Origin of the sequence: Isoptericola sp. F-RaC21 (genome assembly GCF_038593535.1) — a bacterium.
Lineage (GTDB): Bacteria > Actinomycetota > Actinomycetes > Actinomycetales > Cellulomonadaceae > Isoptericola.
In genome coordinates this window covers 999,656-1,023,620 of sequence record NZ_JBCFYX010000002.1, presented here as the reverse complement: position 1 = coordinate 1,023,620, position 23,965 = coordinate 999,656, and the positions used below count along the sequence as shown (strand labels likewise).

General features: G+C 75.4%; 21 protein-coding genes. 7 read left to right on the top strand and 14 right to left on the bottom strand.

Features of this window, described 5'->3' with window-relative positions; all coding sequences use genetic code 11:
- Positions 1-28: 28 nt before the first annotated feature.
- From AAG589_RS10130 to AAG589_RS10120, 3 genes are read left to right on the top strand one after another with little or no spacing between them, the layout of a single operon-like run.
- Entirely contained in the window at positions 29-1,141 is a 1,113-nt protein-coding gene (locus AAG589_RS10130; RefSeq protein ID WP_446719706.1) for an AAA family ATPase, read from the top strand.
- 8 nt (positions 1,142-1,149) lie between these two features.
- Positions 1,150-2,556: a DUF58 domain-containing protein gene (locus AAG589_RS10125; protein WP_430567089.1), complete on the top strand. Its 1,407-nt coding sequence runs from the start codon at positions 1,150-1,152 to the stop codon at positions 2,554-2,556.
- Entirely contained in the window at positions 2,553-4,790 is a 2,238-nt protein-coding gene (locus AAG589_RS10120; RefSeq protein WP_430567088.1) for a transglutaminase family protein, read from the top strand. Before AAG589_RS10125 ends, AAG589_RS10120 begins: the two co-directional genes overlap by 4 nt.
- Before the next feature lie 221 nt (positions 4,791-5,011).
- On the opposite strand, the gene AAG589_RS10115 is transcribed toward AAG589_RS10120, so the two are convergent.
- The 3 genes from AAG589_RS10115 to AAG589_RS10105 are packed head-to-tail and all read right to left on the bottom strand — an operon-like array spanning position 5,012 to position 7,148.
- On the bottom strand, positions 5,012-5,440 hold the full coding sequence (locus AAG589_RS10115) for a DUF3040 domain-containing protein (RefSeq protein WP_430567087.1): 429 nt from the start codon (positions 5,438-5,440) through the stop codon (positions 5,012-5,014).
- A 38-nt stretch (positions 5,441-5,478) separates the two neighbouring features.
- Entirely contained in the window at positions 5,479-6,756 is a 1,278-nt protein-coding gene (locus AAG589_RS10110; protein WP_430567086.1) for a DNA polymerase IV, read from the bottom strand.
- Positions 6,753-7,148: an SAV_6107 family HEPN domain-containing protein gene (locus AAG589_RS10105; RefSeq protein ID WP_430567085.1), complete on the bottom strand. Its 396-nt coding sequence runs from the start codon at positions 7,146-7,148 to the stop codon at positions 6,753-6,755. The genes AAG589_RS10110 and AAG589_RS10105 overlap by 4 nt, the downstream gene beginning before the upstream one ends.
- A gap of 300 nt (positions 7,149-7,448) precedes the next feature.
- Between AAG589_RS10105 and AAG589_RS10100 the strand changes: the two genes are divergently transcribed.
- Positions 7,449-8,267, top strand: a complete 819-nt coding sequence (locus AAG589_RS10100; protein WP_430567084.1) for a spermidine synthase — start codon at positions 7,449-7,451, stop codon at positions 8,265-8,267.
- Between the two features lie 68 nt (positions 8,268-8,335).
- On the opposite strand, the gene AAG589_RS10095 is transcribed toward AAG589_RS10100, so the two are convergent.
- The 5 genes from AAG589_RS10095 to AAG589_RS10075 form a co-directional block, all read right to left on the bottom strand.
- On the bottom strand, positions 8,336-8,539 hold the full coding sequence (locus AAG589_RS10095; RefSeq protein WP_429728529.1) for a cold-shock protein: 204 nt from the start codon (positions 8,537-8,539) through the stop codon (positions 8,336-8,338).
- A 218-nt stretch (positions 8,540-8,757) separates the two neighbouring features.
- Positions 8,758-9,696, bottom strand: coding sequence for a proteasome assembly chaperone family protein (locus tag AAG589_RS10090; protein ID WP_430567083.1), 939 nt, complete (start codon positions 9,694-9,696; stop codon positions 8,758-8,760).
- A 101-nt stretch (positions 9,697-9,797) separates the two neighbouring features.
- On the bottom strand, positions 9,798-10,238 hold the full coding sequence (locus tag AAG589_RS10085) for a response regulator (protein WP_430567082.1): 441 nt from the start codon (positions 10,236-10,238) through the stop codon (positions 9,798-9,800).
- Between the two features lie 89 nt (positions 10,239-10,327).
- A complete protein-coding gene (locus AAG589_RS10080; RefSeq protein WP_430567081.1) occupies positions 10,328-11,536 on the bottom strand; it encodes a sensor histidine kinase in 1,209 nt (402 codons plus the stop codon).
- Complete coding sequence (locus tag AAG589_RS10075) at positions 11,533-12,951, bottom strand: PP2C family protein-serine/threonine phosphatase (protein WP_430567080.1); 1,419 nt, start codon at positions 12,949-12,951, stop codon at positions 11,533-11,535. Before AAG589_RS10075 ends, AAG589_RS10080 begins: the two co-directional genes overlap by 4 nt.
- Before the next feature lie 169 nt (positions 12,952-13,120).
- On the opposite strand from AAG589_RS10075, the gene AAG589_RS10070 reads away from it, so the two are divergent.
- On the top strand, positions 13,121-15,427 hold the full coding sequence (locus tag AAG589_RS10070; RefSeq protein WP_430567079.1) for a HelD family protein: 2,307 nt from the start codon (positions 13,121-13,123) through the stop codon (positions 15,425-15,427).
- Between the two features lie 57 nt (positions 15,428-15,484).
- Entirely contained in the window at positions 15,485-16,723 is a 1,239-nt protein-coding gene (serA, locus tag AAG589_RS10065) for a phosphoglycerate dehydrogenase (protein WP_430567078.1), read from the top strand.
- Between the two features lie 71 nt (positions 16,724-16,794).
- On the opposite strand, the gene AAG589_RS10060 is transcribed toward serA, so the two are convergent.
- The 3 genes from AAG589_RS10060 to AAG589_RS10050 all read right to left on the bottom strand — a co-directional run bounded on the left by AAG589_RS10060 (position 16,795) and on the right by AAG589_RS10050 (position 18,103).
- Positions 16,795-16,974 (bottom strand): DUF5302 domain-containing protein, encoded by a 180-nt coding sequence (locus AAG589_RS10060; RefSeq protein ID WP_430567077.1) that lies wholly within the window; start codon positions 16,972-16,974, stop codon positions 16,795-16,797.
- Positions 16,975-17,104: 130 nt separating this feature from the next.
- Positions 17,105-17,662, bottom strand: a complete 558-nt coding sequence (gene nrdR / locus AAG589_RS10055; protein ID WP_430567076.1) for a transcriptional regulator NrdR — start codon at positions 17,660-17,662, stop codon at positions 17,105-17,107.
- Positions 17,663-17,764: 102 nt separating this feature from the next.
- Complete coding sequence (locus AAG589_RS10050) at positions 17,765-18,103, bottom strand: LysM peptidoglycan-binding domain-containing protein (protein WP_430567075.1); 339 nt, start codon at positions 18,101-18,103, stop codon at positions 17,765-17,767.
- 247 nt (positions 18,104-18,350) lie between these two features.
- On the opposite strand from AAG589_RS10050, the gene lexA reads away from it, so the two are divergent.
- Positions 18,351-19,166 (top strand): transcriptional repressor LexA, encoded by an 816-nt coding sequence (lexA, locus tag AAG589_RS10045; RefSeq protein WP_430567074.1) that lies wholly within the window; start codon positions 18,351-18,353, stop codon positions 19,164-19,166.
- Positions 19,167-19,179: 13 nt separating this feature from the next.
- Here the strand turns inward: lexA and AAG589_RS10040 are convergent, their stop codons facing one another.
- From AAG589_RS10040 to hflX, 3 genes are all read right to left on the bottom strand, one after another.
- A complete protein-coding gene (locus tag AAG589_RS10040; RefSeq protein WP_430567073.1) occupies positions 19,180-20,139 on the bottom strand; it encodes an L-lactate dehydrogenase in 960 nt (319 codons plus the stop codon).
- Positions 20,140-20,149: 10 nt separating this feature from the next.
- On the bottom strand, positions 20,150-22,207 hold the full coding sequence (locus tag AAG589_RS10035; protein WP_430567072.1) for an ATP-dependent DNA helicase: 2,058 nt from the start codon (positions 22,205-22,207) through the stop codon (positions 20,150-20,152).
- Positions 22,208-22,306: 99 nt separating this feature from the next.
- Positions 22,307-23,881 carry a GTPase HflX gene (gene hflX / locus AAG589_RS10030; protein ID WP_446719705.1) on the bottom strand — a complete coding sequence of 525 codons (1,575 nt, stop codon included), beginning with the start codon at positions 23,879-23,881 and terminating at the stop codon, positions 22,307-22,309.
- Positions 23,882-23,965 lie beyond the last annotated feature (84 nt).

The following is a 23,965-nucleotide window of genomic DNA, read 5'->3' as shown; positions in this document are numbered from 1 at the left end:
TCACGAGCACGTGAACCGGAGGTCACCCGTGCACCCAGAACCCGTCTCCCCCACGCTCGCCGGCGCACGCACGGAGACGGAGGACCGGGGGGACGGCGCCGTCCCCTCCGCGGGGGATGGCGCGGAGGCCCTCGCCCGAGACCTCGACGAGCTCGTCACCGCCACGACGCGGGTGCGCGAGGCGATCGACTCCGTGGTCTCAGGGCGCCCCGGGCTCGCCGAGACCACCGTCGCCGTCGTGCTCGCGGAGGGTCATCTGCTCATCGAGGACGTCCCCGGGGTGGGCAAGACGACCCTGGCCAAGGCCCTCGCCCGGAGCATCGACTGCCGCGTCGGGCGCATCCAGTTCACGCCCGACCTGCTCCCCAGCGACCTCACGGGCGTCAACATCTTCCGCACGGCCACCCACGACTTCGAGTTCCGGCCGGGGCCGGTGTTCAACAACGTGGTGATCGGTGACGAGATCAACCGCGCCTCGCCCAAGACGCAGTCCGCCCTCCTGGAGTGCATGGAGGAGGGCCAGACGACGATCGACGGCACCACGCACACGCTGCCGCGCCCGTTCCTCGTCGTGGCGACCCAGAACCCGGTGGAGATGGAGGGCACGTACCCGCTGCCCGAGGCGCAGCGCGACCGGTTCATGGCGCGCCTGACCGTGGGCTACCCGGACACGGACGCCGAGCTGCAGATGCTCGACCGCCAGGAGTCCGCCGACCCGCTGGCCCACCTCTCCCCCGTCACCACGGGCGCCGACATGGTGCGGTACGCCGACGCCGTGCGCGCCGTCTACGCGGCGGGGGCGGTCAAGCAGTACGTCCTCGACCTCGTGGGCGCGACGCGGCAGCACGAGGGCGTCCGCCTCGGGGCGTCGCCGCGCGCCTCGCTGCAGCTGCTGCGGGCCGCCAAGGCGGCCGCCGCCATGGCGGGCCGCGAGCACGTGCTCCCCGACGACGTGCAGGACCTCGCGGTCCCGGTCCTCGCGCACCGGCTGATCCTCAGCACGGAGTCCCGGCTCGGGGGCGTGACCCCGGAGGACGTCGTCGCCGAGATCGTCCAGCGCACCGCCGTCCCGGGTGCCCGCGTCTCGGTCGCCCCGTCCGCAGGGTCCTTCGCGCGGCCCGCCCGCGAGCACGGCCGGTAGGACCGGGGATGTCCGGCGACCACGAGCCCGGCGCGGCCCCCGCCGGAACCATCGAGCGCGGGGCCAGGCAGGGCGGCCCGCAGGACACGCGGCACCCGGCGCTGCGGCGGGTCGCGCGCGTCCGGCCCACCCGCCGCGGGCTCGCCCTACTCGTCGCGGGCCTGGTGCTCGGCGTGACCGGCGCGCTGCTCGACCTGCCCGACGTCGTCGGCCTCGGCGCGGCCGCCGTGCTCGCCGTCGCCCTCGCCTGGGTGCTCATGGGGGTGCAGCGGCTGGACGCCGGCCGCGGGGCGCTGGTGGTCTCGCGCGAGCTCACCCCGAACCCCGTGGTGCGCGACCAGACGGCGGCGGTCGGCCTCGTGGTCGGCGCCCGCGCGCGGACCGGGGCGGCCTACGAGCGGCTCGCGCGCCTCCGCCTGTCCGAGCAGGCCGCGCACGAGCTCGCCGGGCCGCACGGCATCCGCGCCCGGGTGACCGCGCACGCGGACCGCATCGTCGTCTCCTACGCGCTCACCCCGTCCCGCCGGGGCCGCTGGGCGCTCGGTCCGCTGCTCACCACCCGCACCGACGTCTTCGGGCTGGTGCGCACGACGCAGCCGCTCGGCGCCGCCACCCGTGTCGCCGTCTGGCCCCGCACCGTCGCGCTGCCCACCCGGACGCGGGTGCTCGGCGAGGTCGAGCGCGCGGCGACGGGGGCACGGCTGGCGTCGACGGACGACTCCGTGCTGCGCGAGTACGTCTCCGGCGACGACCCCCGGCGCGTGCACTGGGCGGGCTCGGCACGCCAGGGCAGGCTCATGGTCCGGGCGGACGAGAGCGCCGGGGTGCGGCCGGTCACCGTGCTGCTCGACCGGTCCCTGCTGCCGCCGCCCGTCGACCCCCGCACCGGCGTCTGGCCGTCGACGCGCGGCACCCGGACGCACGCGGAGGGCGAGCTCGCCGTGGAGCTCGCCGCCTCGGTCGCCACGTCGTTCCTCGACGCGGGCCACCCCGCACGCCTCGTCGCCTCCGGGTCGGGCCCGGTGCCCACGCCCTTCGCGTCCGGCGCCCGCACCGGTCGCGCGACGATCCTCGACGACGCCGTCGACCTGCGCGGCCATCGCGGGGCCGCCGACGCCGAGCGCGCCGTCCTGCAGACCGTCCGGTCCCTGCGCGCTTCGCGCTCCCAGGAGGAGATCGTCGTCGCCGTGCTCGGGCCGCAGCCCGAGGCGGCGCTGCACGAGATGGCCGAGCTCGGCGTCGAGGGCACCTGCTGGGCGCTGGTCGTCGCTCCCGCCGAGCCGCGGGCGCCCGGCCCGACGCCGGCCGCCGACACCGTCGGCGCGCTGCGCGCCGCCGGCTGGCGCGTGACGACCTGCCCGCCCGGGACCCCGCCCGACCGCGCCTGGGCGCTCCTCGCGGAGGGTGCCGCATGATCCCCGCCCATGCCGGTCCGACCGCACGCACCGTCGCCTCCGGCGTCCTGGTCGCCGTGGCCGTCGCCGCGTCCATGCTCTCGCTGACGAGCATCGTGCTGCCGGGCGGCTGGACGCGGGCCGGCCTGCTCGGCATCCTCCTGGTCAGCGCGACGACGGTCGCCACCCGCGTGGTGCTCGAGCGCCGGGCGCGCGCCCGCGGCCTGCGCACCAAGGAGTCCGGCTCCGCGTGGCCCAGCGTCGTGGGCTGCGTCGTTGCCACGTGGTTCGTCCTCGCCCGGTACGGCGGCCCGACCGCCGACCCCACCTTCCTCGTCACCCCCGAGCACCTGTCGCGCGTCGTGGCCCGGCTCGGCGAGGCCGGCGAGATCGCCCGGTCCGAGGTGGCGCCGGTCACCGGGAGCGTCCCCATGGGCCTGCTCACGGTGGGTGGCACCCTGCTCGTGCTGCTGCTCGCCGACGCGCTCGCCGGCGCGCTGCGCCGCCCCGCCGCCGTCGGCCTGCCGCTCCTCGCCCTCTGGACACCGACGCTCGTGCTCACGGGACGCGTGCCGTGGGCCGTCTTCGTCGTGACCGTCGCGGCCCTGCTGCTGCTCCTCACCCTCGACGGACCGCTCGTCGCGCGCGGCCGGCGGGCCGAGCGCACCCCGGCACCGGTCCGGCGCGCCGAGCGGACCCGCGCGGTCGCGACGACGGCCGGGGCCGTGGTCCTCGCGGTCGTGGCCGGGCTCGTGGGCAGCGCCTCCGCCGCGCTCCCCGGCGGCCCCGCGGGCTGGTACCGGGCCTTCACCACCACCGGCGACACCATCCGGCTGTCCGAGGACCTCGACATCCTGCGCAGCCTCACCGAGCGGTCGAGCTCCGTCGTCCTCTCCTACGACACCGGGTCCGACGCCGACGTCGGGCCGCTGCGCAGCTACACGGCGACGGCCTTCGACGGGCGGCGGTGGCAGCGCGGCGAGGAGCGCGGGGGCCGAGACTTCGGCGAGGGGGACGTCCTGTGGCCCGACGACCCGCCGTCGGGCGGGCTCGGCGTCCGCACGGTCGCCGTCGACGTCGGTGAGCTGCGCGACGACAAGCTGCCCATCAGCATCGACCCCCGCCAGGTCCGCACCGGCAGCGGCGGCTGGGGCTACGACCCCGCCCGCGACGAGGTCGTCGGGGGCCTGACGAACGCGGGCGACTCCTACTCCCTGACCGTGCACGCGCGCGACCTCGACCCCGACACCCTCCGCGAGGCCCCCGAGGCCGAGCTCGACGAGCTCTACACCCAGGTGCCCGGGACGGCGCACGCGGGGGACGTCGAGGACACCGCCCGGGAGGTCGTGGGCGACGCCGCCACGGCCTACGACCAGGCGGTCGCCCTCCAGCGCTGGCTGCGCGACCCGACGCGGTTCACCTACTCGACCACCATCCCCCGCGGCGGCACGGGCGACCCGGTGTGGGACTTCCTGCAGGACCGCACCGGGTACTGCATCCAGTTCGCGACGACGATGGTGGTGATGGCGCGGTCCCTCGGCATCCCCGCGCGGCTCGCGGTCGGCTACCTGCCCGGCGACCGGACGGGCGAGACCACGTGGCAGATCACGGGGCAGGACTCGCACGCCTGGCCCGAGATCTACTTCCCCGGCAGCGGATGGGTCCGCTTCGAGCCCACGCCGGCGCAGCAGACCGGCAGCCCGCCCGCCTACACGATGCCGCGCGTCCAGGGCGCCCCGGCGCCCGTTCCCACCGGGAACGACCTGCGCGACCGCCGGCCGACGGCGGGCAGCACGCCCACCGACGACGAGGCGACCCCGACCGCGTCGACGGCGGCCTCCGTCACGCCCGTCGTCGACACCGGGCTCCCCGGCTGGGTGTGGATCACCGCGGGCAGCCTCGTGGTCGTGCTGATGGGTGGGCTCGTGCTCCTGCTCGCTCGCCGGCGGCGCGCCGCGCAGGAGCTCGATCCGGAGCTCGCCTGGCAGCAGGTGCTCGCCGCCCTCGCCGCCGAGGGCGTCCGGCTGCCGCCCGCCACGACCCTTCGCCGGGCCCCGCAGGCGATCGCGTCCGCCGTGACCACCCGGAGCGGCCGAGAGCTCGACCCCCGCGTGCTCGACGACCTCACGTCGCTCGCCGGGGCGGCGGAGGCGAGCCGGTACGCGCGCGAGCCACGCCCGCCCGAGCCCGACGAGCTGGAACGCCTCACCGACGCGGTGACCGACGGCCTCGGTGAGACCCTGTCGTCGCGGTGACGGGCGTCTCCCGGCGGCCGCCCGGGACAGGCCGCCGGCGACGCGGTGCCGGCAGTGCCCGGCGGTGCCGCCGCGGAGCACCTGCCCGGGACGCCGACGAGCCCGCCGCTGCTCTCGTGGAGAACAGGACGGGCTCGGTGGTGCGGAACGACGAGTCGTCGCGCCGAGGGGCGGTGTTCACGGGGCTGGTCGATGTCCCCGCTCGCGCATGCCCTGGCTGGTCAGCGCCCCTGGTCGCGCCGTCGCTCCCAGCGCTCCTCGAGACGGGCCAGGAACCCCTCCTTCTTCGCGGCAGGCGCCGGCCGCGGCGCGGCGCGACCCGGCCGCGAGCGGTCCGGGTTGGTCGCAGGGTCGACAGTGCCGTCCGGCCGGACCACTCCCGTGGGGCCCGACCGGCGGGGCGCGGCGAACGCATAGGCGACGCCCGCGAACATCAGGACGAAGCCGACGACCCCGACCCACGCCTGCGACGTCGCAGCACCGACCACGAGCAGCAGCAACCCCGCGACGACTCCGACGCCGGCCAGGACATAGCGCAGGGGCGACCGGCGGCGCGCCTGCTGCAGCGTGTTGGCCAGACGGGGATCGTCGCTGCTCAGCGCGCGCTCCATCTGCTCCAGCACTCGCTGCTCGTACTCGGACAGTGGCATCGAGTCCCCCCGGGTCTCGCGGTGGAACGGTAACGTCCTCAGGATATGCCTGCGCCGCCCGGCACGGTAGTCGGCGGGGGTGAACCTCGGCGACGGCCGGGCGCCGCGCCGAGACTGATCGCGGATCGGCCGAACCGTTCGCGCACGGCGTCGAGGGCCAGCTCGGCCTCCCGACGGGCCTCCTGGCGCGGATCCACGGCCTCATCGAGGGTCACCTGCTCGGCGAGACCCGACCTGACCTGCAGGTTCTCGCCGCGGACGCCGACCAGACGCACGGGCAGGCCGCGCAGGTCCGCAGCACCCAGCAGGTCGCGCGCGACGAGGAAGATGGCGCGGGCCACGTCGGTCGGGCCGTCGAGGGTGCGGGACCGGGTCAGGGTCCGGAAGTCGCTGGTGCGGACCTTGATCGACACCGTCCGCGCGACCACACCCTGGTGCCGGAGCCTGGCCGCGACTCGGTCGGCGAGCTCGAGGACCCGCTGCTCCACCGCACCGAGGTCCCACAGGTCGCGCTCGAACGTCGTCTCGGCACCGACGCTGCGCTCCTCGTGCCCCGGGACCACCGGCCGCGGGTCACGTCCCCACGCGAGGTCGTGCAGGTGCGCCCCGGAGACCGACCCCACCGCCGCCTGCAGCGTCGGCACGTCCGTGTCCGCGAGCTGGGCCACCGTGGTGATGCCCCACCGCGCCAGGGCGGCCTCCGTCTTCTCGCCGACCCCCCACAGCGCCCCGACGGGGAGCGTCCGCAGGAAGGGCACGGTCGCGTCCGCGGGGACGAGCATCATCCCGTCGGGCTTCGCATGCGTGGAGGCGAGCTTGGCCACGAACTTGTTCCGTGCCACCCCGACGGAGCACGTGATCCCGTGCTCGGCACGGACCCGCTCGCGCAGCCGCGCCCCGATCGCCGTGGGCGCCCCGAGCCGCCGACGCGCCCCGCTCACGTCGAGGAAGGCCTCGTCGACCGAGATGCGCTCCACCAGCGGGGTGATCGTGGCGAGGAGCGCCATCACGGACTCGGACACCTCGTGGTACAGCGTGTGGTCGGGCGGGATCACGACCGCCTGCGGGCACAGGCGCAGCCCCGCGGCCATCGACATGGCGGAGCGGACCCCGAAGGCCCGGGCCTCGTAGGTCGCGGCCAGCACCACGCCGCGCTCCCGGCCGCCCACGATCACGGGACGGCCCCGCAGCTCCGGCCGCCGCGCGAGCTCGCACGACGCGAAGAACGCGTCCATGTCGACGTGGAGCACGGACGTCCCGGACTCGTCGCTGCCCCAGTCCCGGAACGCCTCGGCGGACCGCGGCCCGCGGCTCACGACGCCGCCGGGGCGACCGCGAGCGGCCGCGCGAACCCGGCACGCGGGTCGACCAGGAGGCCGACCTCGTCCCGGAAGTCCTCCGCGCACGCCACCAGCTCGGCCGCGCGCCGGGCGTCGACGTCGGGCTCGAGCCCTGCCTCGACCGCCGCACGGACGCGCGCGCCCGAGGCGAAGTAGCCCGACCAGGCGGCGAGGTCCGGCTCCACCAGCGCCAGCATGTCCCACACCGAGCGGGCCCGGCTCCGGGTCGAGGGCCGCCCCCGCAGCGCGACCACCGCCGCGGCCGCGCGGAGCGCCGCCAGGTGCGCGTGCACGAAGCGTTCGGCCGGGTCCGTCGCGGTCGCAGCCGCCCCGAGCTCCGCGTCCGCCCGGTCCAGCAGCCGCGTCACCTCGGGGCTCGGCGGCAGCCTGACACCCGCGCCGACCGGGCCACGACCGCCCGTCGCCCCGACAGATCTCGTGCGAGCCGACATCCTGCACCTCCCGTGCTCCGCGGCTTCCCCCGCGCCCGTCCAGTGTCGAACACCTGTTCGAACCTGTCAACCGTCGATCGCCCGTCCCGCCCGACCCCGCCGAGCGGGGAGACTGGTCGCATGTCCCGCTCCCCCCGAGGCGGATCGCGCCCCGAGCGCCGGTCCGGTCGACGCCACCCAGCATCCTCCGACGCACCGACACTCCCCGACGGGGAGGTGCCGATCGACACGGGAACGGCGCACGTCGAGCGCGACCCGGACCACCCCGACCGCGTGACGCTGCACGTCAACGGCGTGCCGAGCTCCGCCCTCGACCTCGCCGACCCCGGGTTCCTCGCCTTCGAGTACATGCAGCAGATGGCCGCCGTGCTGGCCGGCCTGCCCGCCGGGCCGCTGCGGGCGCTGCACCTCGGCGCGGCAGGGTGCGCCCTGGCCCGCCACGTCGAGCACGAGCGGCCCGACTCGCGCCAGCTCGGCGTCGACGTCGACGCCCGCCTGCTGGAGCTGGTCCGGTCGTGGTTCGCGCTGCCCCGCTCCCCCCGCCTGCGGCTGCGCGCCGACGACGCCGGCCACGCCCTCGCGTCCCTCGCGCCGGGGTCGTTCGACGTCGTCGTGCGGGACGTCTTCGCCGGCGACCGCACACCCGACCACCTGGCCGACGCCGGGTTCGCCGCGGCCGCGCACCGCGTGCTGCGCCCGGGCGGCGTCCTGCTCGCCAACTGCGCGGACCGCCCGCCCCTGCACCTGGCACGCCGGGAATCCGCCACGCTCGCCGACGCGTTCGGTCCGGACGCGGTCGCGGACGGCCGCCTCGGGGTGATCGCCGAGCACGCCGTCCTCAAGGGGCGCCGGTACGGCAACGTGGTGCTCGTCGCGGTGCGGGCGGCGCCGGACGACGCAACGGCCGCCACCGCGGACCCGGCCGCCGGCGAGCTCGACCTCGACGACGCCGGCCTCGCGCGGCGCCTGCGCAGCCTGCCCGTGCCGGCGCGCCTCCTCGTCGGGGACGAGCTGGCGAGGTTCGCGGGGGCCTGACCGGACCCGGCACGACGACGGCCGCGCCCCCGGCGGGGGACGCGGCCGTCGTCAGGCGAGCCAGGGGCTCAGAGCGGCACGACCTGCTCCGCCTGCGGACCCTTCGGGCCCTGCGTGATCTCGAACTCGACCCGCTGGGCCTCGTCGAGGGTGCGGTATCCCTGCGTCTGGATCGCGGAGTAGTGCACGAAGACGTCGGCACCGCCGTCGTCCTGGGCGATGAAGCCGTAGCCCTTCTCCGAGTTGAACCACTTCACAGAACCTTGCGCCATGCTGATCCTTCGACCTTCCGTCACAACGGGCACGAGCGGGCCGGGCGGCCACCCGTCGCTGCACAGGTCGCCGCCGCCGGTTCGTGCGAAGGAGCGCCTCTGCAACGCGGTCAGTGTGGCACGGACCACACCGACGTGCCACGGATATGCCGCGGAAGCCGCGCAACGGCCATTGCGGACGGCGTCACGGGCCGGCCCGTGACGCCGCTGCGGTCGGGTCAGTCGTCGTCCTGCTGGGCCAGGAACCGCTCGAACTCCGCGCCGAGCTCGTCGGCGGTCGGCAGCGGCGCCTGCTCGGCCAGCAGGCTCGGGCGGCCCACGGACCTCGTGAAGGCGTCGTACTGCTCCTCGAGGGCCTTGACCACCGCCTTGACCTCGCCCGACTCCCCCACCTGCTTCTCGACCTCGATCGTCGCGTCCGCTGCGGCCTCCGCGAGCAGGCCCGTCGCGAGGTCGAGCCCGGTGGCGCGCTCCACGTGCCGCAGCGCGACGACCGCCGCCGGCGCGTAGCGGGACTGCGCGAGGTAGTGCGGCACGTGCACGGTGAAGCCGATCGCGTCGTGCCCCGCCTCGCCGAGCCGGTACTCCAGGAGCGCGGCGAGCGAGCCGGGCACCCGCACCGTGCCGAAGAACGACGTGTAGTCGTCGACGAGGCCCGGACGCGTGCCGTGCGCCGTGAGCGACAGCGGGCGCGTGTGCGGCACCCCCATGGGGATCCCGTGGAAGCCCACGGTCAGGGAGACGTCGAAGCGCTCGACGAGGCCCTTCACGGCCGCGACGACGCGCTCCCACTGCAGGTCGGGCTCCGAGCCGTGCAGCAGCAGGAAGCCGGTGCCCTCCCGGTCCGCCACGTGGTCGATCGCGAGGTAGGGCTCGTCGTAGGACGACCAGCGGTCGGCGTCGAACGTCATCCCGACCCGCTTCGACCGGTAGTCGAGGAGCTGGTCGACGTCGAAGGTCACCAGCCGCGTCGTGGTCAGCTCCTCGGTGACGTGCTCCACGGCGATCTCGCCCGCGGAGCCCGCGTCGACGAAGCCGTCGAGCGCGTGCAGCAGCACGGGTCCGGTACCGGTCGGCGCCGCGTCGGGCCCGGGGTGGGGCAGGACGCGCCCGACGGCGGCCTCGTCGACCTCGTAGATGCTCTGCGGGTCCAGCAAGGGTCTCCTCCTCGGTTCTCCGGCACGTTGCCGACGGGCTCGCGCCCGCAGGAGTCACAACCGTGCCGCGCCCCGGATCCTTCCCGGTGTCGAGCTCCCGCTCAGCGGTGCGGCAGCCGCACCACGGTCACGAAGAAGTCGTCGATCTGCCGGACCACCTGGATGAACCGGTCGAAGTCCACCGGCTTCGTCACGTAGGCGTTCGCGTGCAGCGAGTACGACCGCAGCACGTCCTCCTCCGCCTCGGAGGTCGTGAGCACGACCACCGGGATGTGCTTGAGCCGCTCGTCGGCCTTCACCGCCGCGAGCACCTCGCGGCCGTCCATGCGTGGCAGGTTGAGGTCCAGGAGGACGAGGTCCGGCGTCGGGGCCTCGGCGTGCTCGCCCTCCTTGCGCAGGAAGGCCATCGCGCTGACCCCGTCCGACACGACCGACAGCCGGTTGACGACCTTGTGCTCCTCGAACGCCTCGCGGGTCATGAGCACGTCGCCGGGGTCGTCCTCGACGAGGAGGACCTCGATGCCCGCCTGGTGGTCCGTCATGCCGCTCCCTCGTCGTCGGGCGCCCGGTCGGGGCGCGTCGCCGCTGCGTCGCGCGCAGCATCGTCGCAGGTCAGCGACGTCTCCCGAGACTAACCGACGACGGCGTCCGACGCCTCGCGGTCGGGCAGGGTCCAGCGGACCGACGTCCCGCCGCCGGGCGCCGGCTCGAGCCAGACCCTGCCGCCGTGGTGCTCGACCACCCGCTTGACCAGCGCGAGCCCGATGCCGGTGCCCGAGTAGACGTCCTTGGGGTGCAGCCGCTGGAAGATGACGAAGACGCGCTCGGCGTACTGCGGGTCGATGCCGATCCCGTTGTCCGTGCAGGACAGCTCCCAGCCCGGCTCCGGCGTCGTGACCCGGCGTGCCGACAGGTGCACGTGCGGCGGACGGGCGGGGTCGCGGAACTTCACGGCGTTGCCCACCACGTTCGCGAGCAGCATCGTCAGCAGCGCGCGCTCCCCGTGCACGACCGGCAGCGGGTCGTGCGTGACCTCGGCGCCCGCCTCCGCGATCCGCCCCTCCTGGTCGTGCCGCACCTGTTCCAGCACCCGCTCGAGGTCGACGTCCTCCGGCTCGCTGCCCGAGCGACCGACCCGCGAGAAGCTCAGCAGGTCCTGGATGAGCCGCTGCATGCGGCGCGCGCCGTCGACCGCGAAGGCGATGTACTGGTCCGCCCGCTCGTCCAGCTGCTCGCCGTACCGCTTCTGCAGCAGCTGGGTGAAGCTCGCGACCTTGCGCAGCGGCTCCTGCAGGTCGTGCGACGCGACGTAGGCGAACTGCTCGAGGTCGCGGTTCGAGCGCTCCAGCTCCTGGTTGGAGCGCGCCAGCTCGCGCGCCTGCTCGGCGAGCTGGGCGTGGGTGCGCTCGGTCTCGGCGTGCGACGCGCGCACCTCGGCGACCTGCGCCACCAGCTCGCGCCGCATGTGCTCGACGTCGGCCGCGAGCGCCGCGACCTCGCCGGTGCCCTCGACCCGGATCTCGTGCTCGTGCTCCCCCGTGCTGGCCGCACGGACGGAGTCGGCGAGCCGGGCCAGGGGCCGGGTGACGCCCCGCTGCAGCGCCCGCCACATGAACAGGCCCATGGCCACCACGAGCAGGACGAGGACGATCACGACGAGCAGCAACGTGAGGTTCCACGCGTGGGCGGCGTCCATGGCCTCGTCACCCGCGCCGACCCGCAGGAGCACCAGCGAGCGCTGGATCGCGACCAGGGCGACGGCGAGCGCGAGCAGCAGCACGGCGCCGACGATGAGGAGGAGCCGCAGCACGACGTCGTGCAGCGGGCGCTCGCGCCTCACGGGCGGGCCCACTCGGCCGAGTCGGCGAGGGTCGAGGAGCGCTCCCCCAGGTACGGCGTGTCGCGCCCGGTCCACCCGAGGACGAGCAGCGCCGCGTCGTCGGTGAGCGGGCCGCCGTGCAGCGCGCGCACGCGGCGCAGCACCCGCTCGACCACCCCGACGACCCCGTGGGCCTCCAGGTCCTCGCGGACGAGGTCGTGCAGGCCCGACTGCCCGAGTCGCGGCACCCTCCGGCGCATGGGGCCCACCCGCGCGGGGCGCTCCGCGCGCAGCGCGACGAGGCCGAGGGCGTCGCGGCCCACCCCGTCCAGCACCGGCTCGTCGGCGGCCGCGGCGGGGACCGTTGCGCCCCGTCGCACCTCCGCCTCGACCAGCCCGTCGGTGTAGAGCATGAGCGCGAACGGACCGTCGAGGTCGATGCGCCGCGGGGCCCACCCGCCGTCGACGGGCACCCCCAGCGCCCGCCCGCGGCCCGTGGGCGGGAGGAGCTCGCAGCGCAGGTCGCCGACCGGCCCCGTGATGAGCAGCGGCGGCAGGTGGCCCGCCAGGTAGAGGTCGACGGCGGACCGGTCGGGGGTGACCATCACCTGGCACAGGGTGACGAAGACCTCCGGGCGGGCGCGCTCGGTCAGCAGCACCCGTTCCAGGTGCTCGAGGATGCGCTCGGGCGGCGTGCCCGTCAGGACGAGGGTGCGCCAGGCGGTGCGCAGGGTGGCGCCCAGCGCCGCCTCGTCGGGACCGTGCCCGGCGACGTCGCCCACGACCGACAGCACGGTGCCGTCGGGCCGCTCCACGGTGTCGAAGAAGTCGCCCCCGAGCAGCCCGCCCCCGCCCGGGAGGTAGCCGACCATCACGGAGATCCGCTCGTCGCCCACGAGCGGGTTGGGCAGCAGCGCCCGCTCGAGCCGCGCCGTCTCCTCGGCCCGGACCGCGCTGCGGTACAGGGCCCGCTGCTGGGCGGCCGAGCGCCGCCGCTGGAGCGCGTAGCGCAGCGACCGGCCGAGGAGCCCGGAGTCGGTCTCGCCCTTGACGAGGTAGTCGTCGGCCCCCGCGGCGACCGCCTGCAGGCCCTGGTCCCCGCCCGTCAGGCCGGTGAGCACGACGAGGGCGGGCACGTCGTGCACCCGCTCGGCGACCTCGCGCAGCCGGCTCACCGCCGTCAGCCCCACCGCGTCGGGCAGGCCCAGGTCGAGCAGCACGCAGTCGATCCCCGGCGCGCCGCCGGGCCGGGAGAGCGCGTCGACCGCCTCGGACACCGAGCGGGCCCGCCGCAGCGCGACCGTCACCTCGGCGTCCTCGAGCAGCTCCGTGACGAGCATCGCGTCCCCGTCGTCGTCCTCGACGAGGAGGACGGTCGCGGCCGTGTCCTCGGCGGGTCCCTCGGACCCGTCTTGCAGGACGTCGCCGCTGCTCATGGGCCTGATCCTAGCCCCGGCCCTCCCGCTCCGGCCGGGTCCCGCGGGCCCGGCGCGTCGCCGCTCGGGGGCGGGCCCGTGCCCGAGCGCCCGCGGCATCTGCAATGATGGTCCGCCGCCGGGGCTGCGCCGCCGTGAGAGCGCGGCCCGAAGGACGCTGGGAGGATGCGTGGCAGGCAGGCATGACGAGCTGGCCCGCGAGCAGGAGGTCGTCGACGGCCTGTACGCCAGGCTGGACGAGCTGCGGCGCGCGACGCGCGACCGGCTCGCAGAGGTCCGTCGCTCGGGGCCGTCCGGGTCACCGCAGAACCGCAGCGAGCGCGACGCCTTCGCCACCCTCTACGAGGACCGCGTGGCACAGCTGGACGCGGTCGAGGACCGCCTCGCCTTCGGGCGCCTCGACCTCGACGACGGCGACACCCGGTACGTGGGCCGCCTCGGCCTCGCGGACGCCGAGCACCGCTCGCTCCTGACGGACTGGCGCGCGCCCGCCGCGACGCCGTTCTACCGGGCTACCGCGCTGCACCCCGCCGGGGTGCGACGGCGCCGGCACCTGGTGACCACCGGGCGCGCGGTCACGGGGCTCGAGGACGAGGTCCTCGACCTCGACGCCCTCCAGGACGGCGAGCACGGCGACGGCAGCCTGGCCGCCTCGACGCTCTCGGGCGAGGGCGCGCTGCTCGCGTCGCTCGCCGCCCGCCGCACCGGCCGGATGACCGACATCGTGGCCACGATCCAGGGCGAGCAGGACCGCATCATCCGCGCCGACCTCGCCGGCGCGCTCGTCGTCCAGGGCGGCCCCGGCACCGGCAAGACCGCCGTCGCCCTGCACCGCGCGGCCTACCTGCTGTACGCCCACCGGCGCGTGCTGGAGCGCAGCGGCGTGCTGCTGGTCGGCCCGAGCCGCGCGTTCCTGCGCTACATCGACCAGGTGCTCCCGTCGCTGGGCGAGACCGGCGTCGTGGCCACCACCGTCGGCGAGCTCCTGCCGGGCGTCCGGGCGAACGAGGCCGACACCCCCGAGGCCACCGAGATCAAGGGACGCCTGCTGTGGCGCGACGTCGTGCGCCGCGCCGTCCGCGCCCGCGAGCGCGTCCCCGCCCGCGACGTCCGCCTCCGCCTCGAGGGGTACGACCTCGTCGTGCGCCGGCGGGACGTGCGCGACGCGATCGGCCGCGCCCGGCGGACGCACAAGCCGCACAACGAGGCCCGCGCGGCCTTCGTCCGGGACATGCTCGCGCGCCTCGTCGACCAGTACCGGGCCGCCGCGGACGCCGACCTCGCCCCCGAGGACGTCGCGATGGTCACCGAGGACCTGCGCTCGCACCGCGACGTGCGGGTGGCGCTCAACCTCGCCTGGTTCCCGATCACGCCGGAGAAGCTCGTCGCCGACCTCTTCGCCAAGCCGCACCGGCTCGCGGAGGCGGCGCCCGAGCTCACCGCGGCCGAGCGCGCGGCCCTGCGCCGCGACGCGGACGCCGCCTGGACCGAGGCCGACGTGCCCCTGCTCGACGAGGCCGCCGAGCTGCTCGGCGAGGACGACTCGATCGCGCGCGCGGAGGCCCGGGCCCGCGCGGCGGAGCGTGCCGCCGAGCTCGAGTACGCCCGGTCCGTGCTCGAGTCCACCGGCGCGGGCGGCGGCCTGGTGGACGCCGAGACGCTGGCCTCCCGGTTCGAGTCCACCGGGCCGCGGCTGACGACGGCGGAGCGCGCCGCGGAGGACCGCACCTGGACGTACGGGCACGTGGTCGTCGACGAGGCGCAGGAGCTGTCCCCCATGGCCTGGCGGATGCTGGTGCGCCGCGTGCCCACGCGCTCCATGACGATCGTCGGCGACGTCGCGCAGACGTCGTCGCCCGCGGGCGCCCGGTCGTGGGCGCGGGCGTTGGACCCCGTCCTCGGCGACTCCTGGCGCCTCGAGGAGCTCACCGTCTCCTACCGCACCCCGGCCGAGGTCGCGGACGCCGCGCAGCGGATGGCCGCCGAGGCCGCGCTGCCGGTCTCGCCGCTCACGGCCGCCCGGCAGGTCGACGGCGCGCTGGAGCTCACCCGGGTCACCCCGTCGGGCCCGGCGCGGCCGGCGCTCGTGCAGGAGGTCGTGGGCCAGGCGGTGGCCCTCGCGGGGGAGTTCGTCGGTGCCGACGGCGCCGGCCGCGTCGCGGTCGTCGCCGCGGCCGACCAGGTCGAGGCGCTGCGCGCCGCCCTCGAGAGCGTCCTGCCGGACGCCCTCGGCCCCGGGGAGGGGGCCCGGCTGCTCGCCCAACGCCCGGAGGACGCGCAGGTCAGCGTGCTCGACCCGCGCGCGGCCAAGGGGCTGGAGTTCGACGCGGTCGTGCTCGTCGAGCCGGCGGCCGTCGCCGAGGGCCCGGGCGGGGCGTCCGACCTGTACGTCGCCATGACCCGACCGACCCAGCGCCTCGTCGTCGTGCACGAACGCGCCCTGCCCGCCGGCATCGTGGAGCTCGCCGCCGCGTGACGCGGATTGGTGAGACGCGTTTGTGGGCGCGGGCCCGCACGGCGCACCATGGGCCTCGTGCTGCGAGCCCTCCTTCTCGAGAACGTCCACCCCGTCGCTGCCCAGAATCTTCGTGATGCGGGCATCGAGGTCGTCACGCGCTCCGGCGCGCTCGACGAGGCCGAGCTGATCGAGTCCCTCGCGGACTTCCAGATCCTCGGCATCCGGTCCAAGACCACCGTGACCCGCAAGGTCCTGCAGAGCGTCCCCGGCCTCCAGGCCGTGGGCACCTTCTCCATCGGCACCAACCAGATCGACCTCGACGCGGCCGCCGCGCACGGCGTCGCGGTGTTCAACGCGCCGTACTCGAACACGCGCTCCGTCGTGGAGCTCGCGATCTCCGAGATCATCGCGCTGACCCGCCGCCTCACGGTGCGCGACAAGGCCCTGCACGACGGCGTCTGGGACAAGACGGCCGAGGGCTCGCACGAGGTGCGCGGCCGGACCCTGGGCATCATCGGTTACGGGAACATCGGCTCCCAGCTCTCGGTGCTGGCGGAGAACCTGGGTATGCGGGTCGTCTTCTACGACACGGCCGAGAAGCTCGCCCTCGGCAACGCGCACCGCGTCGAGACGATCGAGGAGCTGCTCGCCGAGGCCGACGCCGTGACCATCCACGTCGACGGGCGCCCCGGCAACGCCGGCCTTTTCGGGGCGGAGCTGTTCGCGGGGATGAAGCCCGGCGCGATCTTCCTCAACCTCTCGCGCGGCTTCGTCGTGGACGTCGAGGCGCTGCGCGAGCACATCCTCTCCGGCCACCTCGGCGGCGCCGCCGTGGACGTGTTCCCGACCGAGCCCAAGAAGCGCGGCGACGGCTTCACGTCGCCCCTGCGCGGCCTGCCGAACGTCATCCTGACGCCCCACGTGGGCGGCTCGACGGAGGAGGCCCAGGAGGCGATCGGCGAGTTCGTCTCGAAGAAGCTGCGCGACTTCGTGGCGACCGGGTCGACCACGCTGTCCGTGAACCTCCCGAACCTGCAGCTCGCGCAGACGGGCGTCGGGCGCATCATGCTGCTGCACCGCAACGTGCCCGGCGTGCTCGCGCGCGTGAACCAGGTGTTCGCCGACCACGGTGCCAACATCGAGGCGCAGACGCTCGCCACGCGCGGCGAGATCGGCTACGTGGTGACCGACATCTCGGACGTCACGCACCGTGGCGCGTCGGCCAAGCTGCAGGCGATGGACTCGACCATCCGCCTGCGCATCCGCGACGCGTTCGAGCGACCCGAGTTCCCGCCCGGCCCTGCGGCCGGCTGACGCGGCACCCGCGCCACGGACGCACCAAGGGCGGCCCCGGACTCCCGGGGCCGCCCTTCGCACGCCTGCGCTCAGCCCGACTTGCGGCGGAACATCTTCTGCACCGGCCCGGAGGTCTCCGAGCCGTGCACCTGGCCGGTGTTGCCGTCCTTGCCGGCGGTCGGGTGGCTGGCGGCGTTCTTCTTCTCCAACGCCTCCCGGAAGCGCGCCTTCGTGTCCTCGGAGGGCTTTGCCTTGGAGTCGTCCGTCATCGCGGTCACCTCGTCGTCCGTCGGGGTGTGTGCTGGCGCAGAGGATCGCGCAGCACCTGGTGCCGTCCAGCATGCCCCGGCGGCCTCCGCCGCGCCAAGGCATTTCGCACGGACCAGGCGCGGCGCCCGCTCAGTCCGCGGCGCCCCGGCCTGCGGTCGCGGGCTCCTCGACCGTGTCCTCGCCGACCTCTCCGGAGCCGTCGGGCCCACCGGTCTCGCCCTCCGCCGATGCCGCGCGCGCCTCGCGCTCCGCCCGCAGCGACGTGATCGCCGTCTCGAAGTCCTCGAGGGACTCGAACGACTGGTACACGCTCGCGAACCGCAGGTAGGCGACCTCGTCCAGCTCGCGCAGCGGACCCAGGATCGCCAGCCCCACCTCGTTCGCCTCGATCTCGGGGCGACCGGACGCGCGGAGGGTCTCCTCGACCTTCTGGGCGAGGACGGCGAGGTCGTCGGAGCTCACGGGCCTGCCCTGGCACGCCTTGCGTACCCCGGCCACGACCTTGTCCCTGCTGAACGGCTCCGTCACCCCGGACCGCTTGGCGACCGACAGGCTGGCCGTCTCGATCGTGGTGAACCGACGCTGGCACGCGGGGCACTGGCGCCGACGACGGATGGACGAGCCGTCGTCGGACGTGCGCGAGTCGATGACTCGCGAGTCCGCGTGGCGGCAGAACGGGCAGTGCATCCTGGTCTCCTGCGCTCGGCTCCGGACCGGCGCCCGGCTGCCCGTCAAGGTAAGCGGCGGGCGACCGTCCGCGCAAGCAGGATCCACCGCGGCGGCACGCCGTCACTCCTGCGGGAGCAGCACCACCTGGCCGGCCTGGAGCTCGGCCGTCGGCAGGTCGTTGAGCTCGCGCAGCTCGGCGACGACGTCGCGCAGGTCCTCGCCCGCACCGCGCACCGACTGCGCGTACTGCCAGAGCGTGTCGCCCGGCGCCACCGTCTGGAGCCGGACCTCCACGCCCGCGCCCGGCGCCTCGGCCACGGCGCGCTGGCCGACGAGCCCCGCGCCCACGAGCACGAGAAGGACGAGCGCCGCGATCACGACCCGGCCCCTACGGGTGAGCCGGAGCCCCCCGAGGCCGAGGAAGCCGCGGGCGTCGCTGGTGCTGTGCGCGTTCTGCATCGTCCTGCCTCCGGTCCCGTGGCGCCGCGCGAGGCGAGCCGCCTCGTCGAACACCCGTTCGTCGAACACCTGTACGTCGAACTGCTGTACTAGGTGTACCACGTCGGGGCGACACGGTCGAGGCCTGATCGAACAGATGTTTGATGTCGGCCCCGAACTGGCCTAGAGTGGCCGACAGCGCGATGGAAGGTTTGTCGGATTTCATCGGCCCGCCCGCGGGCCGCGCCCCTGGAGGACGGAGAACGCGATGACCAGCGGACGGGACCAGGCCCCGGCGTCCACGACGGCGGCGACGCCGTGGTCGACCCAGGACGAGACCCCCCAGGACACGGCGGGGAGCTCGACGACCGCGCTGGCATCGGTGAGCGAGCTGTCGCCGTCGGCCGACCGCCTCACGCCGCGTCAGCGGCGCGTGCTCGAGACCATCCGCACCTCGGTCGAGGCGCGCGGCTACCCGCCGACGATGCGCGAGATCGGCGAGGCCGTCGGCCTGGCGAGCCCGTCGTCGGTCAAGCACCAGCTCACCACCCTCGAGCGCAAGGGCTACCTGCGCCGCGACCCGAACCGGCCGCGAGCGATCGAGGTGGTCGATCCCGAGACCCCGGCGGCGGGCGAGGCCGGCCCCGAGGGCGGCGCGACCGGGTTCGTCGCCGGCTCGGTCGCCGCGTCGGACGCACAGCCGGCGGAGGCACCGTCCTACGTCCCTCTGGTCGGCCGGATCGCCGCCGGCGGCCCGATCCTCGCCGAGCAGGTCGTCGAGGACGTGTTCCCGCTCCCCCGGCAGGTCGTCGGCGACGGCGACCTCTTCCTCCTCAAGGTCGCGGGCGACTCGATGGTCGACGCCGCGATCTGCGACGGCGACTGGGTGGTCGTGCGCAGCCAGCCCGTGGCCGAGAACGGCGAGGTCGTCGCCGCGATGATCGACGGCGAGGCCACGGTCAAGACGTTCAAGCAGGCCGACGGGCACACCTGGCTGCTGCCGCAGAACGCCGCCTACTCCCCCATCCCGGGCGACGAGGCGCAGGTGCTCGGGCGGGTCGTCGCCGTGCTCCGCAGCCTCTGACGGTTCGGGCCCGTCAGAGGCCGAGCCGGGCCTGCACGGCGCGCATGCCGTCGGCCGACGCGCGCAGGCCGGCGATCTCCTCGTCCGAGAGCGGGGTGTCGATGGTCTCCGCCACGCCGCGGCGGTCGACGAGCGAGGGCACGGACAGGCAGACGTCGCTGATGCCGTAGAAGTCGTCCAGGCGTGACGACACGTTCATCACCCGGTGCTCGTCGTTGAGCACCGCCTCGATGATCCGGGTCGCCGCCAGGCCGACGGCGTAGTTCGTCGCCCCCTTCCCGGCGATGACCCGGTAGGCCGACTCGACGACGTCGGTGGCGATCTGGTGCCGGGCGGGCTCGTCCAGCGGCGGACGCCCCCGGAACGGGCGCCAGTCCAGGAGCGGCACGCCGGCGATCGTGGCGGAGCTCCACAGCACGATCTCCGAGTCGCCGTGCTCGCCGGCGATGTTCGCGTGCACGTTCCCCACGGCGACCCCGCAGTGCCGGGCCAGCGCGTCACGCAGCCTCGAGGAGTCCAGGACGGTGCCGCTGCCGAACACCCGGCCGCGGGGCAGGCCGCTGATCTCCTGCGCCGCGTACGTGACGACGTCCACCGGGTTGGTGACCATGAGGTACACCGCGTCGGGGGCGACCTCCAGGAGCCCCGGCAGGATCGACCGGGTGAGGCCGACCGTCGCCTCGGCCAGGTCGAGGCGGCTCTGCCCGGGCTTCTGCTTGGCCCCGGCCGTCACCGCCACGATGTCGGCGCCGCGGCAGACCTCGACGTCGTCCGAGCCCTCGATCTCCGCCTGCGGGATGAACATGCCCCCGTGCCGCAGGTCGAGGACCTCCGCCTCCACCTTCGCCCGGTTGACGTCCAGGAGGGCGACGGACCGCGCCGCGCCCCGGGCCAGTGCCGCGTACGCGAGGGTGGAACCCACCGCTCCCGCCCCGACGATCGCGAGCTTGGTCGTCCTGCGTGTCTCGTCCACGGCCCCCACGCTAGGTGTCGAGACGCCGGAGCGCAGCGCGGACGAGCTCGCCGTCCGTGGTCGGCCAGAAGTCCGGCATGGAGCGGGTGAGGAACGACCCGTACCGCGCCGTCGCGAGCCGGGGGTCGAGGACGGCCACGACGCCGCGGTCCTCCCCCGTGCGCACCAGCCGCCCTGCTCCCTGCGCCAGCAGCAGCGCGGCATGCGTGGCCGAGACCTGCATGAAGCCGTTGCCGCCCGCCTGCTCCACCGACCGGGCCCGCGCCGCCTTGACCGGGTCGTCCGGCCGCGGGAACGGGATCCGGTCCACGAGCACCAGCTGACAGCTCGGGCCGGGCACGTCGACGCCCTGCCACAGGGAGAGGGTGCCGAACAGACAGGTCGGCGGGTCGGCGGCGAACGCCTGCACCAGCGTCGGGAGCTGGTCGTCTCCCTGGCACAGCACGGGGACGTCCAGCCGCTCGCGCATCGCCTCCGCCGCGGCCAGCGCCGCCCGGCGGGACGAGAACAGCCCCAGCGTCCGCCCGCCGGCGGCCTCGATCAGCCCGGCGATCTCGTCGAGCTGGGCGTCGGTCGTGGGCTCGCGACCGGGCGCGGGCAAGTGCCGGGCCACGTAGAGGATCCCCTGCCGGGGATAGTCGAACGGGCTGCCGACGTCGAGCCCCGCCCAGTCCGCGGTCTCGTCGGAGCCTCCCGAACCCGCCAGTCCGAGCGACCGCGCCACCGGGTCGAAGGTGCCGCCGAGGGTGAGGGTCGCCGAGGTGAACACGCCCGTCGCCTCGCCCAGCAGGTGCGTGCGGATCAGCCCCGCCACCGCCAGCGGCGCGGCGTGCAGCCGCGTCACGCCGTCGCCGGCCCAGGGCGCGTTCTCCGGCGGGCGCGAGCACCACAGCACGTCCGCGGTCGTGTCCTCGGCCGCCATCCGCTCCGCGACCTCGAAGAGCTGCAGGACGGCGGACTGCGCCATCTTCATCCCCGCGTCCGGGGCCTCCTGCTTGCCCGAGCCCTGCGGCTTGAGCCGCGTGAGGAGCTCGCGCGCGGCGTCGCGCACCGCGGCCACCGCGGCGCGCAGGTCGTCGGGCAGGCCGAGCGGGAACCGCTCCGCGGGCGCGGTGGCCAGCAGGCTGCCCAGCCGCTGCGAGGCGGCGTCGAGCGCCTCCGTCTCTGTGCCGCCGTGCCGGCGGGCGAGGCGCGCCGCGTGCTCCACGACCGTCAGGGACAGGTCGACGGTGGCGGCCGCCGTCACGCGCTCGGCGAGCTCGTGCGCCTCGTCGACGACGACGGCGTCGTGCTCCGGCAGCACGCCCGGGTTCCCCGAGACGGCGATGCCGAGCATGGCGTGGTTGGTGACGACGACGTCGGCCTCCCGCGCCGCCGCGCGTGCCCGCTCCGGGAAGCACTCCGCGAGGAGCGGGCACCGCTGGCCCAGGCACTCCAGCGCGGTGACGGACACCTGGCGCCAGGCCTTGTCGGGGACGCCGGGCACGAGGTCGTCGCGGTCGCCGGTGTCGGTCTCGTCGGCCCAGGCGTGCAGCCGGCGCACGTGGTCGGCGAGCGAGGCCGCATCCCCCGGGCGTCCGCCCCGCCCGCGCGGGCCCGAGGCCGCCGGGTGCTGCTCCGCAGCGGCGCCCTCGCCGGGGCCGGGATCGTCCGGGAGGTCGAAGAGCGTCGCACCCTCGACCGGGTACCCGCCGGTGACCTTGTGCTTGCACAGGTAGTTGTGCCAGCCCTTGAGCAGGGCGACCTTGGGGGGACGGGGCAGCTTCGGCCCCACGGCCTCGGCGACCAGCGGCAGGTCGCGCGTGACCACCTGGCGCTGCAGGGCCAGCGTCGCGGTGGAGACGACGACCCGCTTGCCGTCCTCGACGGCGTGCTGCACGGCGGGCACCAGGTAGGCGAGCGACTTGCCGGTCCCCGTCCCCGCCTGGACCAGCAGGTGCCGCCCGGAGTCCATGGACTCCGCGACGGCCTCCGCCATCCGGTGCTGACCCTCGCGACGACCGCCGCCGAGGGCACCCACCGCCAGGTCGAGGAGCGTCGGGGCGTCGGCGGCGTCGGGGGGAGTCACCCGACGATCCTAGGGCGACCCGCCGACCGTCGGGCGACGCGCCCACAGCCCACGGCGGGACGCCCGTCGCCGTGGCGGCGGGCGGCTCGACGCGTGAGGTCAGCCCGCCACGGCGACGCGCTGGAGCTCGGCCGCGAGCCCCTCGTCCACCCGTCCGCGCAGGCGCGTGCCCTCGGCCAGGTGCTCCTCGGCGACGGTGCTGCCCGCCTCGTGGGCGCGGTGCACGAGGTCGCCGCGGGAGTACGGGACGACCAGGTCGATCTCGACGTGCGGCTGGGGCAGCTCGGCCGCGATCAGCTCCCGCAGCTCGGCCATGCCCTCGCCGGAGTGCGCGGACACCACGACGCTGCGTCGCTCGCGACGCTGCACCCGCCCCACCACGGCCGGGTCCGCGACGTCGGCCTTGTTCAGCACGACGACCTCGGGCACGTCCGCGATCCCGGGGATCTCGGCGAGCACCTCGCGCACGGCGGCGATCTGCCCCTCCGGGTCCGGGTGGGAGGCGTCGACCACGTGCAGCAGCAGCGCGGCGTCGCCCACCTCCTCGAGCGTGGACCGGAACGCCTCGACGAGCTGGTGCGGCAGGTGCCGCACGAACCCGACGGTGTCGGTGAAGGTGTAGGGCCGGCCGTCCTCCGTCCGGGCGCGGCGCACGGTCGGGTCCAGCGTGGCGAACAGGGCGTTCTCGACGAGGACGCCCGCGTCGGTGAGCGCGTTGAGCAGCGACGACTTGCCGGCGTTGGTGTAGCCGGCGATCGCCACGTTCGGCACGCCGTGCCGCTTGCGGTCGAGGCGCTTGGTCTCGCGCCCGGGCGCCATGGCGGCGATCTCGCGACGCAGCTTGGCCATCCGGTTGCGGATGCGCCGGCGGTCCAGCTCGATCTTCGTCTCACCGGGGCCGCGGGAGCCCATGCCGGCGCCCTGGCCGCCCACCTGGCCACCGGCCTGGCGCGACATCGAGTCGCCCCAGCCGCGCAGGCGCGGCAGCAGGTACTCGAGCTGGGCGAGCTCGACCTGGGCCTTGCCCTCCCGCGACTTGGCGTGCTGGGCGAAGATGTCGAGGATCAGCGCGGTCCGGTCGACCACCTTGACCTTGACGATGTCCTCCAGCGCGCGGCGCTGGGACGGCGCCAGCTCGGTGTCGGCGACGACGGTGTCCGCGCCGACCGACGCGACCACCTCCGCCAGCTCGGCCGCCTTGCCGGAGCCGAGGTACGTGCCCGGGTCGGGCTTCTGACGGCGCTGCAGCAGCCCGTCGAGGACCTGCGAGCCCGCCGTCTCGGCGAGCGCGGCGAGCTCGCGCAGCGAGACCTCCGCCTCGCGGGCCGCGGCCTCGCCCCCGGAGTAGAGACCGACGAGCACCACGCGCTCCAGGCGGAGCTGGCGGTACTCGACCTCGGTGACGTCCTCGAGCTCGGTGGAGAGCCCGGCGACGCGGCGCAGCGAGATGCGCTCCTCGAGGTCGAGCTGGTCGCCGTCGTGGGCGGTGTGCACCGTGGCGCCCTCGGACCGCGCCGTCCCGGCCCGTGCGAGCACCCGGGCGACGACGTCCTGCGCGATCGCCTGGGCGTCGCGCTCGGCCTCGCGGCGCGCGTCCGCCGAGGTCTCGGCACCGGGGGCGCCGGCGGTCTCGTCGGCCTGCGGGGTGTCGGGGTTGGTCGGGGTGTGGGTCAAGGTGTGCCTCTCGGGTCGGGGTCGGCGGCCTGGCCGCCACAGGAGTACAACAAGGGTCCCACGCCAGATCGTCCCGGTGGAGAG